This is a genomic window from Streptomyces sp. NPDC052012 (genome assembly GCF_040689265.1).
Classification (GTDB): domain Bacteria; phylum Actinomycetota; class Actinomycetes; order Streptomycetales; family Streptomycetaceae; genus Streptomyces.
Genome location: NZ_JBFAXA010000003.1, coordinates 141,550 through 153,495 on the forward strand (window position 1 = coordinate 141,550; position 11,946 = coordinate 153,495).

At 73.5% G+C, this 11,946-nt stretch carries 8 protein-coding genes; all 8 read right to left on the reverse strand.

What is annotated here, in order from left to right; all coding sequences use genetic code 11:
• Positions 1–19 precede the first annotated feature (19 nt).
• The 8 genes from AB0412_RS07850 to AB0412_RS07885 all read right to left on the reverse strand — a co-directional run bounded on the left by AB0412_RS07850 (position 20) and on the right by AB0412_RS07885 (position 11,928).
• Positions 20–592, reverse strand: a complete 573-nt coding sequence (locus AB0412_RS07850) for a GNAT family protein (RefSeq protein ID WP_366401625.1) — start codon at positions 590–592, stop codon at positions 20–22.
• 245 nt (positions 593–837) lie between these two features.
• Complete coding sequence (locus AB0412_RS07855; RefSeq protein WP_366401626.1) at positions 838–1,770, reverse strand: LD-carboxypeptidase; 933 nt, start codon at positions 1,768–1,770, stop codon at positions 838–840.
• Complete coding sequence (locus tag AB0412_RS07860) at positions 1,767–3,749, reverse strand: prolyl oligopeptidase family serine peptidase (RefSeq protein WP_366401627.1); 1,983 nt, start codon at positions 3,747–3,749, stop codon at positions 1,767–1,769. The genes AB0412_RS07855 and AB0412_RS07860 overlap by 4 nt, the downstream gene beginning before the upstream one ends.
• Positions 3,749–5,062, reverse strand: a complete 1,314-nt coding sequence (locus AB0412_RS07865; protein WP_366401628.1) for a M20/M25/M40 family metallo-hydrolase — start codon at positions 5,060–5,062, stop codon at positions 3,749–3,751. Before AB0412_RS07865 ends, AB0412_RS07860 begins: the two co-directional genes overlap by 1 nt.
• Complete coding sequence (locus AB0412_RS07870; RefSeq protein WP_366401629.1) at positions 5,055–5,888, reverse strand: M55 family metallopeptidase; 834 nt, start codon at positions 5,886–5,888, stop codon at positions 5,055–5,057. Before AB0412_RS07870 ends, AB0412_RS07865 begins: the two co-directional genes overlap by 8 nt.
• Positions 5,889–5,986: 98 nt before the next feature.
• A complete protein-coding gene (locus tag AB0412_RS07875) occupies positions 5,987–6,712 on the reverse strand; it encodes a class I SAM-dependent methyltransferase (RefSeq protein WP_366401630.1) in 726 nt (241 codons plus the stop codon).
• Positions 6,713–6,926: 214 nt separating this feature from the next.
• Positions 6,927–9,392: a SpoIIE family protein phosphatase gene (locus AB0412_RS07880; protein ID WP_366401631.1), complete on the reverse strand. Its 2,466-nt coding sequence runs from the start codon at positions 9,390–9,392 to the stop codon at positions 6,927–6,929.
• Positions 9,393–9,525: 133 nt separating this feature from the next.
• Positions 9,526–11,928 (reverse strand): MFS transporter, encoded by a 2,403-nt coding sequence (locus AB0412_RS07885; RefSeq protein ID WP_366401632.1) that lies wholly within the window; start codon positions 11,926–11,928, stop codon positions 9,526–9,528.
• Between the last annotated feature and the right edge of the window lie 18 nt (positions 11,929–11,946).

The following is an 11,946-nucleotide window of genomic DNA, read 5'->3' on the forward strand; positions in this document are numbered from 1 at the left end:
TTGCACATTCAACGACCTGTCAGGCCGAATCCCTTCCGGCGGGGCGCAGCACCTCCTTGGTGATCGCCCAGCGTTCGTGGTCGCGCCAGGCGCCGTCGATGAAGAGCATGTCCGGCGAGAAGCCCTCCAGGCGGAATCCGCAGGCGCGGGCCAGGGCGATCGAGGCGGTGTTGGCGGGCTGCACGTTGATCTCCAGCCGGTGCAGCCCCATCGGGCCGAAGGCGTACCGCACCACGAGCTCCAGCGCCTCCCGCATCAGCCCCCGCCCGGCGGCGTGCGCGAAGGCGCCGTAGCCGAGGGCACCGCACTGGAACGCGCCCTCGACGATGTTGTTGATGTTGATGAATCCTGCGAGCGCCCCGTCGGCGCCCTTCTCGCAGACCAGGAACCCCGCCTTCGCCGGGTCCTCGATCAGCCGCCCCGCGTACGTGGCGTACGCGGCGGTGCTGTCGGGCGGGAACAGCCAGGGATGATGCAGATCCTTGCTCTCCCGGGCCCGGGCGGTGAACTCGGCACCGTCCGCGTACGTGAAGTGGCGCACCCCCACCCGGGGCCCTTCGGCGAGGTAGGGGGAGGAGTCGTCGTACGGCATCCTGCCACCTTACGACGCGTCCGCCGAGCGAGGACGGCCCAGGGCCTGTCGTTCGGATCATGCATCAGACGCGGGGTCCGGCACGCACATCTGCCGCGTTGTCGGCGGTGGCCCATTCCCCCGCTCACCGGCGCTGATCAGGCACCGCCCCTTCCCTGCGACGCGATCCCGACGACAGCCCCTAGGGGGTATCCGCAAAGTCCCGCCTGCCCTGCGGGCGGACGACGCGACTTTGCGGACACCCCCTAGCTCAGCGCCGGTTCGTCCAGCGTCAGCGTCCCCGCGTCGGCGTCGAGTTCGGCCGCGACGCCGAAGGGGACGGTGAGCGCGTCCTCGCAGTGCCCGAACCCGAACTGTTCGGCCACGGGCACCCCGAGCCCGCCGAGCCGGTCGGCGAGCAGTGCCCGCAGCCCGTCGTACGGCTCGCACTGCGCCCAGGACCCGAGCAGCAGCCCGGCGACCCCGTCCAGCCAGCCGGCTCTGAGCAGCTGGGTGAGGTAGCGGTCGATCCGGTATGTCTCCTCCCCCACGTCCTCCAGGCACAGCAGCCCGCCCCGCGCGGACGGTCGGGCGTGCGGGGTGCCGAGGTCGGCGGCGAGCAGGCTCAGGCAGCCGCCGAGGGTGACGCCGCGCGCCCGGCCGGGGACCAGCGCGGTGCCGTCGGAGACGAGGGTGCGGACGGTCTCGGGCGCGAACAGGGTGGCCTCGAGATGCTCCTGCGCGCGGGCACTCTTGACGAAGTCGGCGCCCGCGGCCATCGGCCCGTGCAGGGTGACCAGGCCGAGCCGGGTGGCGAACGCCTCGTGCAGGGCGGTGATGTCGCTGAACCCGACGAACACCTTCGGCCCGGCCGCCCGCATCGCCGTCCAGTCGAGCAGGTCGGCGATGCGCTGTGCGCCGTAGCCGCCGCGGGCGCAGATCACCGCGTCCACGGCCGGATCGCACCAGGCGGACTGGAGGTCGGCCGCCCGGTCGGCGTCGGTGCCCGCCAGATACCCGAACCGGGCGTGCCGGTCGAGGACATGCGGGGCCACCACCGGGTCGAGGTCCCAGCCGCGCAGCACGTCGAGCCCGGCCTGGAGCCGCTCCTCGGGCACGGGCCCGCTGGGCGCGACGACCGCCACCCGGGCGCCGGGGGCGAGGCGGGGCGGTCGCCGCAGCGGCCGGACGCGGCTCATCGGGTGAGCTCCAGGACCGGCACGCCTTCCGGTCTCAGTCCGAACACCTGGGCGTACAGGGACAGTTCCGCCTCCAGGGCACGCACCATGGTCTCGGCGCGGCGGAACCCGTGTCCCTCTCCCTCGAAGGTGAGATACGCGTGCGGCACCCCGCGTCCCGCCAGGCGGCCGAGGAAGCGCTCGCACTGCACGGGAGGGCAGATGACGTCGTCCAGGCCCTGCAGCAGCAGGAAGGGAGCGGTGAGCCGGTCCGCGTGCGCCACGGGCGAGCGCCGCGCGTACCGGTCGGGCACCTCGGCGCGGGGACCGATCAGGCTCTCCAGGTAACGGGACTCGAAGTCGTGGGTCTCGCCGGGGCCCCAGCCGGTGAGGTCGAGCACCGGGTACAGGATCGTGCCGCAGGCGTAGACGTCGGTCGTGGTGAGGGAGACGGCCGTGGTCCAGCCGCCGGCGCTGCCGCCCCGGACGGCGAGGCGGGCGGGGTCGGCGGTGCCCTCCTCGGCGAGGGCCTGTGCGACAGCGGCGCAGTCCTCGACGTCGACCACGCCCCACTGCTCGCGCAGCCGCTCGCGGTAGGCGCGGCCGTATCCGGTGGAGCCGCCGTAATTCACCTCGGCGACGCCGATGCCGCGCGAGGTGAAGTAGGCGATCTCCAGATCGAGCACCAGCGGCACCCTGCTGGTGGGCCCGCCGTGCGCCCGGACGACGTACGGGGGCAACTCGTCGGCGGGTGCCGCGCAGCCGGGGTTGCGGGGCGGGTAGAGGTGGGCGTGGATCTCGCGGCCGTCGGGGCCGGTGAAGGTGCGGGTCCGCGGTTCGGGGTAGTAGGCGGGGTCCACGGTGTCGTGGTGCTCGGCGCCGATCACGCGGGCGCGGCCGGTCTTCGCGTCCAGCTCCACCACCTCGGGGGCACTGCGCGGGCTCGCGCCGACGGCCACCACCCGCTCGCCGAGCGCCGCGAGCGCCGGTGCGAACTCGGTCCAGGGTCCGGCGGCGTCGACGACCTCGCCCGTCTCGGGGTCGAGTATGCCGAGGGCGGTGGCGCCGCGGCCGTGCACGACGGCGATCAGCCCGTTGTCCAGCGGCGCGAACCAGCGCCATCCCAGCTTCCACAGCGGCCCGCCGAACTCCTCCTCGCGCGGGCACAGGGGTTCGCCGTCGCGGTAGAGGTTCCACCAGCCGGTGCGGTCGCTGACGTACAGCAGCCGCCCGTCGGGGGTCCAGTCGACCTGGGGGATCGACTCCTCGGGGCCGCCGGCCACGGTGCGGGGGCCGGACAGGGTGCCGTCCGGGCCGATCTCGGCGAGGAGCAGTTCGGTGCCCTCCCACGGCATGCGCGGGTGGTCCCAGGCCAGCCAGGCGGCACGCCGCCCGTCGGGCGACAGCCGCGGCCCGGTGACGAACCGGTGCCGGTCGTCGGTGAGTTCGCGCACGGCGCCCCGGTCCTCGGCGGCCGCCCCGTCCAGGGGGACGGCGGCCAGGACGCGGCGCACGTCGTCGGGGCCGTCGCCGGTGTACTCCTCGAGGACGCACCACACCTCGCCGCGGTCCGGCAGCAGCGTCGGCTCGGCCCAGCGCAGCCCCGGGCCGGCCGGGGACACCGGGATGAGCGGACGGGGCTCACCACCGGGCGCCCAGCGGTACAGACGCTGGTCGGCGAAGTTCACGAACACCACGAGCGGCCCGCCGTCGTGCACGGTGCCGGCCCAGGGCGTGCCGCCGTACTCGATGACGCGGCTGCGCACGTTCCACGGCGGCGGAAGCACGGACTCCTCGGTGCCGTCGACGTCCCGCCGCACCAGGGCGCGCCGGCCGTTCTCGGCGGGCCGGGGCTCGGTCCACCACACCTCGTCGCCGACGAATCCCACGAACTCGGGGCTGCCGTCGTGCGAGGCGGCCAGCGTCGCGTCGATGGGCGAGGGCCATGCGCCGTACGCCACAGTGCGCACCTCCTCCCCCACGTGCTCCCCCAGGCTCATCACGCCGTCCTCAGGAACCGGTCGAGGACCCGGACTCCGAACCGGAGCGCCTCGACGGGGACGCGCTCGTCGACGCCGTGGAAGAGGGCCTGGTAGTCGAGGTCCTCCGGCAGCTTCAGCGGCGCGAATCCGTACCCGGTGATGCCGAGCCGGGAGAACTGCTTGGCGTCGGTGCCGCCCGACATGCAGAACGGCACGACGTGCCCCTCGGGCGCGAACTCCTCGACGGCGGCCCGCATCCGCGCGTACGTCGGCGAGTCCACCGGCGCCTGCAGGGCCACCTCGCGGTGCTGGAACTCCCAGTCGACGTCCGGCCCGGTGAGCTTGTCGAGCGTGGCGCGGAACTCCTCCTCGCAGCCGGGCAGATACCGGCCGTCCACGTACGCCACGGCCTCCCCGGGGATCACGTTGATCTTGTAACCGGCGTCCAGCATGGTCGGGTTGGCGCTGTTGCGGACGGTCGCCTCGACGATCCTGCCCGCGGTGCCGAGCTTGTCCAGCAGCGCGTCCACGCCGGACGGGCCGGTCAGATCCGTCTCGATGCCGTAGAGCGCGGCGAGTTCGGTGAGCGCCGCGCGGACGGTCGGGGTCAGCCGCAGCGGCCACTCGTGCTCGCCGATGCGGGCGACGGCGGCGGCGAGCCGGGTGACCGCGTTGTCCCCGTTCACCTTGGAGCCGTGCCCGGCGCGTCCGCGCGCGGTGAGCTTCAGCCAGGCCGTGCCGCGCTCGCCGGCCGCGATCGGGTAGAGCTGCCGCCCCTGGCCGTCGTGGAAGGTGAAGGCACCCGACTCGCTGACGCCCTCGGTGCAGCCCTCGAACAGCGCCGCGTGCCGGTCGGCGAGGAATCCCGAGCCGTCCTCGGCGCTGGCCTCCTCGTCCGCGGTGAACGCGACGACGATGTCCCGCCGGGGCCGGACGCCCTCGCGCGCCCAGGCCCGCACCACGGCGAGGATCATCGCGTCCATGTTCTTCATGTCGACCGCGCCCCGGCCCCAGACCACCCCGTCGCGCACCTCACCGGAGAACGGGTGCACGCTCCAGTCGGCGGCCTCGGCCGGTACGACGTCCAGATGACCGTGGACCAGCAGCGCGTCGGCGGACGGATCGCTGCCCTCGATGCGCGCGACCACGTTGGTCCGGCCGGGGGTGCGCTCCAGCAGCACCGGTTCGAGGCCGGCCTCGGCGAGGCGCGCGGCGGCGTACTCGGCGGCGGGCCGCTCCTCGCAGTCCCCGCCGCCCCGGTTGGTGGTGTCGATCCGGATCAGGTCGGACGTGAAGGTCACGACCTCGTCCAGGGACAACTCGTCAGCCATACTGCTCCTCCACCGCGGCCGAGGCGATCGTGGTGACCGCCTTGAACGTGCGGATGCCGTCGTACATGGTCCCGCTGGTGTACGCCACCTTCCGCTCCCCGATCCGCGACACACCCGGCACGACGGTGGCGGCCATCGCCAGGTGCTCGGCGTCGAACTCCACGGCGACGGTGAACGGCCCGGCGCGGCGCGGCTCGTGACGCACCGCCAGCGCCGCGGCCTCCTTCGCCGCCGCCCGGATGTCGGCGGCCGTTCTGGCCGGGGTGCGGCACACGGCCGCGTACCGCGACACGTGGTCCTTGACGGCGACCTTCAGCGCCTCGGGCGCGTACCCGAGCGCGTCCTCGCAGGTCACGTCGTCGCCCGTGACCAGCACCACCGGCACCCCGTACTCGGCGACCACGGCCGCGTTGAGCAGTCCTTCGCTCGCCCGTACGTCGTTCAGCCACACCCCCGTGATGGAGTTGGCCAGGTACGTGTGCGCGAGGACGCCCTCCATGCCCGCGCCCGCGTGGTAGCCGACGAACGCGATGCCGTCCACGTCGCCGTGCTGCACGCCCTCCACCATGGACAGCGACTTGTGCCGGCCGGTGAGCATCTGCGCCCGCTCGTCGAGCTGTTCGAGCAGCAGATTGCGCATGGTCCAGTGCGCCTCGTTGATCAGCACCTCGTCCGCGCCGCCGTCGAGGAAGCCCAGCACGGCGGCGTTGACGTCCGAGGTGAACATCGACCGGCACCGCTCCCACTGCGGCGTCCCCGGCAGCACGTCGGCCGGCCAGGTGACGCCGGTGGCGCCCTCCATGTCGGCGCTGATGAGGATCTTCATGCGGCCCACGCTACGTGTTCCCGCGAGACCCCGGCCAGGGCTGTGGACAACTCTCACCGGCCCAGACCAATGCCGGTCGGGGCGCCGCCGACGCGGGACTACCCGGCGCGTCCCGTCACGTACCACGACGACGGCAGCTCGATGCGCGTGCCGTCGGGGGCGTGTTCGGTGGTGACGAGGGGCAGGGTGCCGCTCGCCAGGACGGTCAGCCCGGCCGCGGTGAGGAACTCGGGCACCGCCGCGTCGGCCACCGCGACGGGCGCGATGCCGTGCCGGAGGACCGGTTCGAGCTTGGGCGGCGGGCCGGAGGGCGAGGTCGCGAGTTCCTTCAGGACCGCGCCGGCGGCCTGGGAGGGCTCGACCAGGAAGGCGCGTCCCCGGTCGCCCAGCAGGATGGCGATGCCGTCGGCCAGCGGCTGGCGGTCGTCGGGTTCGCACTGGTGCAGGACGCCCCGCACGTAGACGTTGGCGTCGCCGAGCTCGGCGTGCAGGGCCTGCGCCGCGCTCTTGTCCGCGGCGTCCAGTTGCCGGTAGGCGGCCTGCCCGGCCGGGTCGGCGGTGCGCGCGTGGTCCAGGGCGGCGGCGGACAGATCGGCGCCCAGCACGTGCGGGAAGCGGTCGGCGAGGAAGCGGGTCTGGGTGCCGTTGCCGCAGCCGAGGTCGACCAGGGGCAGGCCGGGGTCGGACAGGTGCGGTTCGAACAGGGCGAGGTGGCGGGCGACGGTCAGGGCGGGCTCCGCGTCCCAGAACACGGCCCCCTGCTCGTCCGGCGCCTCACGCCAGAAGCCCTCCCAGGCCTCCCGGTACCGACTCGTCACGCTCATGCCCAACTCCCCAGGGTGCGTAGCGGACCCGCCCCGACCGACGGGCCAGTACGGTGTATCGCGCCCCCGAGCGCCTCGACAAGCGCACGGCGCATACCTTCACGCCACGCACGCCCCCGAACACGCCGTCACGCCCCCTGCCGAGCGGCCAACGACTGCACGACGGCACGGCGGCAACGTCAGCGTCACCGGAGCAACGCCGGCCGGACCAACGTCACCGTCGTCGCGGCAGCGTCAGCTCGAACCACACGCTCTTGCCCGTCTTGGTCCGGCTCGCGCCCCACTCGCGTGCGAGCGTGCTGACCACCCTCAGGCCACGGCCGGACTCGTCCGTCGGGCGGGCGGTGACGAGCGTGGGCAGTTCGTGGTCGTCGTCCTCCACCTCGCACAGCAGGGTGTCCGCGCGCACCAGCCGCAGGGCGACGGGCCGTGCGTGGGAGTGCCGTACGGCGTTGGTGACGAGTTCGTCCGCCATCAGCTCGGCGTGGTCGGCGAGCGAGGGCAGCCCCCACGCGTGCAGCTGCTCGCGGACCGCCGCGCGGGCCCTGCCCACTTCGGCGGGATCGAGGGCGAGCCGCCATTCGGCGACGTCCTCGGGCTCGATGCCGCCGAGCCGGGCCATCAGCAGCGCCACGTCGTCCTTGCGTCCGCCGCGCGTGTTGAGGGCGCGGATGATCGTGTCGCAGGCGTCGTCCATGGAGGCGGCCGGGTGGGCGGCGGACTCGCACAGCGTGGCCAGCCCGACGCCGATGTCCTCGCCGCGCACCTCGACCAGCCCGTCGGTGCACATCACCAGCCGGTCACCGGGCTCCACGCGCACGCGTACCGCCTCGAAGGGCACCCCGCCGACACCGACGGGCGCACCGGTGGGCAGCTCCAGCAGTTCGCTGCGCCCGTCCGCGGCGCGGACCAGGACGGGCGGGATGTGCCCCGCGTTGGCGAGGTGCAGTTCGCCCGCGATGGGGTCGTAGACGGCGTACAGACAGGTCGCGAGGTAGCTGTCGCCGAGGCGCTGGGCGAGGTCGTCGAGGTTGCGCAGCAGTTGCGCGGGCGGCAGGTCGAGCCCGGCCATGGTCTGCACGGCGGTGCGCAACTGCCCCATCATGGCGGCGGAGTTCAGCCCGTGCCCCATGACGTCACCGACGACGAAGGCGGTACGCGCGCCGGGCAGTTTCACCGAGTCGAACCAGTCGCCGCCGACCCGGCCGAGCAGGGTGCCCGGCAGATAGCGGGTGGCGATGTCGCAGCCCGCCCGGTGCGGCGGGATGTGCGGCAGCATACTGTCCTGGAGCGTCTCGGCGACGTTCTCCTGGTGGGTGTACATGCGGGCGTTGTCGAGCACCAGGCCCGCGCGGGCGGCGAGTTCGGCGCCGGTGACGCGGTCCATGTCGTTGAAGACCGGCCGCTTCGGATGACGCAGCAGGATCATGAAGCCGAGGACGACGTTGCGGGCCTTGAGCGGCACGACCAGCATGGACCGGCCGGTGATCAGCGGCCGGATGTCACGCTTGTCGAACTGCGAGGCGATGGCATGGCCCATCTCCTCGCTGATGCGCGGCACGAGCACGGGCTCGCCGGTCGTCATGCACTGGAAGAACGGCGTGTGCGCGGGGAAGGGCATCGCCTCGCCGACGGGCACGACGTCGTCCCAGCGGCCGGGTTCGTCGGTGTGCTCCACGGCGACCCGGTGCCACATGGTGGTCGTGTCCGGCACGCCCTCGTCGAACCCCTCACCGGCGACGACCTGTTCGCGCAGATAGGTGCCGGCGACGTCCGTGAAGCGGGGGACGACGGCCTTGCTGACCTCGACGATGGTGCGCGACAGGTCGAGGGAGGTGCCGATGCGGGAGCTGACCTCGTTGAGGAACTCCAGGCGTTCGCGGACGGCCGCGTACTCGAGGTCCTCGCCCTCGTCCCGCAGCTCCTCGGGCACCGGCTCACCGGCCGCGAGCGCCCGCGCCGCCCGCTCCCGGCGCGCCCTGCGCTCGGCACGCCGGGGCACGCCCCAGTCGGGGGTGACGGGCACCCGGTCGTTCTGGCTGAACTCCAGGACCGGGTAGCCGAGTTCGAGGATCTGCGCGACGATGCGGGCACTGTCGCCGACGCTCATGCTGGGCAGGATCTCGGGGAGCCGGCGGGCCAGGTCCTCGGAGCCGGGGAAGTCGGTGTGCAGCGCGAAACCGGGTGCGATCCGCTCGAACGCCCCGGTGTCCTCACCGTGCAGCGCGTGCGCGTCGGCGGCCAGCACCAGCAGCCGCTCCGGCCCGGGCCCGACCAGGGGGTACGCCCACCACAGCACATCGGCGCGGCCGGACCCGGACCCCGGTACGGCGAGGCGGGCGCGGCCCGCGGCCGGATAGGACAGGCCCTGGTCGAGGGAGGCTTCGAGGTCGGGTCCGAGCCCGTCGTAGGCGGCGTACGCCCCGTACGAGAGGGCGGCCCGCGGTTCCTCGGGCAGGGCGCCGGAGACGGGCAGCAGGTCCACGGCGGGCCTGCCGATCGCCTCCTGCTTGGCCGGTCCGAACAGCCGGCGCGCACCGGTGCTCCAGTGGGAGACGAGCCCGTCCCGGTCCACCACGACGACGGCCAGGGGAATGCGGCCCGCCCCGGCCTGTCCGGGTGCCGGACCCTCGCCGACGGCGCGGCTGCCAGGTGCGTCCCGCTCGGTGCCACGGTCCATGGCCCAGGCCCTCTCTCCCCGGCTCGGCAAGATCTGTAGCGCCGTCACCACCGTACGGCCACGCCCGGTTGCGATGTGTGGCAATACGGGAATTGCCCCGGGCTCCCGCTCCGCCCCTGTCCCGCGTGGGGGTTCAGTCCTCGTGCCCCAGCTGGAGGTCGCGTTCGGTGCGCCCGCCTCCGGCGACCTGGAGGACGGTCGCGACCGGCGGGTAGCCGGCGGCGATGACGGTGTACTCGCCGGAGGACAGGTCGACGAAGCGGAAGGTGCCGTCGGGGCCGGTGGTGAGGGTGTCGACGACGTTGCCGGCGGCGTCCAGCAGGGTCACGCGCGCGTCCTCGACGGGCCGTCCGCCGCCCGCCCGCACGGTGCCGCGCAGCACCGCGCCGCCCGCGAGTTCGACGTCCTGGCGGGTCTCGCGGGCCGCCTGGACGGTGACCGGCAGGGCGGCCGGCCGGAACGCGGGCGCGCTCGCGGCGAGGGTGTACTCGCCCGCCACCAGTTCGGTGATGACGTAGCCGCCCTCCCGGCCGCTGCGCGTGCTGGCGACGACCTCGCCGTGGACGTTGGTGAGCGTGACGGTGGCGTCCCGCACGGGGCTGCCGTCGGCGGTGAGCACACTGCCCGCGAGGCGTCCGGCGCCGCCGAGGACGACGTCCAGCTCGACGGGCCGCTCGCCGACGGTGACGGAGACCGCCTGCGGCTGGTGGCCGCCGGCCGCGGCGATCAGGACGTACGCCCCCGAGCCGGGGGTGGCGAGCGCGTACCGCCCGTCGTCGCCGCTGGCGCCCCGCCCGATCTGCTGCCCGGCGACGTCGATGAGGGTGAGCGCGGCGCGCGGTACGACCGTGCCGTCGGGGTGCTGCACGGTGCCGCAGACGGGGATGCCGCCGGTGTGCGCGGTGCGGGCGGGCGGCACGGGCGCGGGGGCGTGCGGTGTTTCCCGGGCCGGGTCGGCGAGGGGGGTGTTGTGGGACACCAGTGGTTTCTCCTTGAGGAAGAAGGCGATGAGCAGGCCGAGGACGAGCACCGGCACCAGGTAGAGGAAGATGCGCGGCATGGCGTCGGCGTACGCCTGGATGTAGGGCTCGCGCAGGTCGGGCGGCAGCGAGTGGACGAGCTGCGGGGTGATCGACTCCGGGTCGGGCAGCTCCTCGCCCGCGTGGGCGGGCAGGCGTTCGGCGAGGGCGTCGGTGAGCCGGTCGGCGAAGAGGGTGCCGAAGACGGCGGCGCCGACCGATCCGCCGATCTGCCGGAAGTAGTTGTTGGCGCTCGTCGCCGTGCCCAGATCGGCCGGGCGCACGGAGTTCTGCACGGCGAGGATCAGTACCGGCATGACCATGCCGATCCCGGTGCCGAGGACGGCCATCCAGATGCTGTAGTGCAGCCGGGGGGTGTCGGTGTCGAGGCGGGACAGCAGCCACATCCCGACGACCGACAGGGCCGCGCCGAGGATCGGGTGGAGCCGGTAGCGGCCGGTGTGGCTGATGAGCTGTCCGGAGACGATCGAGGCGACGACGATGCCGGCCATCATGGGCAGCATCAGCAGGCCCGACTCGGTGGCCGACGCCCCGTCGACCATCTGCAGGTAGGTCGGCAGGTAGCTGGCGGCGCCGAACAGGGCGATGCCGATCACCAGGCCGACCAGCGAGGTGACGTTGAAGACGGAGTCCCGGAAGAGCCGCAGCGGCATGAGGGGCTCGACGGCGAAGCGCTCGACGACCAGGAAGAGCACGGTGGCCGCGACGGCGCCCGCGCCGAGGCCGAGGATGACGCGCGAGCCCCAGGCGTACTCGGTGCCGCCCCACGCGGTCAGCAACAGCAGGCAGGTGGAGCCGGCGGCGAGCAGCACGCAGCCGAGGACGTCGAGACGGGGCCTGACGGCGGGCTTGGGGAGCTTCAGCACCAGTCCCACCACGGCGAGGGTGACGATGCCGAAGGGCACGTTGATGTAGAAGCACCAGCGCCAGGTCAGTGAGTCGGTGAAGTAGCCGCCGAGCAGCGGACCGGCGACGGAAGCGAGGCCGAAAGCGGCGCCGATGAGGCCCATGAAGCGGCCGCGTTCCCGCGCGGGCACGATGTCCGCGATGATCGCCTGGACGCCGATCATCAGTCCGCCCGCGCCGACGCCCTGCACCGCGCGGAAGGCGATCAGCTGGTCCATGGTCTCGGCCCGTCCGGCGAGCGCGGAGCCGATGACGAAGACGACGATCGCGAACTGGAAGACGCTCTTGCGGCCGAGCAGGTCGCCGAGCTTGCCGTAGATGGGCAGGCCGATGGTGGCGGTGAGCAGATAGGCGGTGATCGCCCAGGACATCTTGTCCAGGCCGTGCAGCTCGCCGACGATCTTCGGCAGCGCGGTGGCGACGATCATCTGTTCCAGCGCGGCGAGCAGCAGCGCCAGCATCAGCGCGAGGAAGACCAGCCGCACCCGGCGCGGGCTCAGCTGCGGCTCGGCCTGAGGTGGCGGCGAGGGCGGCTCCCCGGTCACGGCAGCCGTGACCGGTGCCTCTTTCGTCAGGGTGATCCCGCCCACGTACCGCTCCCCTCGTCG

Coding starts and splice junctions, on each gene's coding strand:
- AB0412_RS07850 (WP_366401625.1), bottom strand. CDS start 592: ATGCCGTACGACGACTCCTCCCCCTACCTCGCCGAAGGGCCCCGGGTG.
- AB0412_RS07855 (WP_366401626.1), bottom strand. CDS start 1,770: ATGAGCCGCGTCCGGCCGCTGCGGCGACCGCCCCGCCTCGCCCCCGGC.
- AB0412_RS07860 (WP_366401627.1), bottom strand. CDS start 3,749: ATGAGCCTGGGGGAGCACGTGGGGGAGGAGGTGCGCACTGTGGCGTAC.
- AB0412_RS07865 (WP_366401628.1), bottom strand. CDS start 5,062: ATGGCTGACGAGTTGTCCCTGGACGAGGTCGTGACCTTCACGTCCGAC.
- AB0412_RS07870 (WP_366401629.1), bottom strand. CDS start 5,888: ATGAAGATCCTCATCAGCGCCGACATGGAGGGCGCCACCGGCGTCACC.
- AB0412_RS07875 (WP_366401630.1), bottom strand. CDS start 6,712: ATGAGCGTGACGAGTCGGTACCGGGAGGCCTGGGAGGGCTTCTGGCGT.
- AB0412_RS07880 (WP_366401631.1), bottom strand. CDS start 9,392: ATGGACCGTGGCACCGAGCGGGACGCACCTGGCAGCCGCGCCGTCGGC.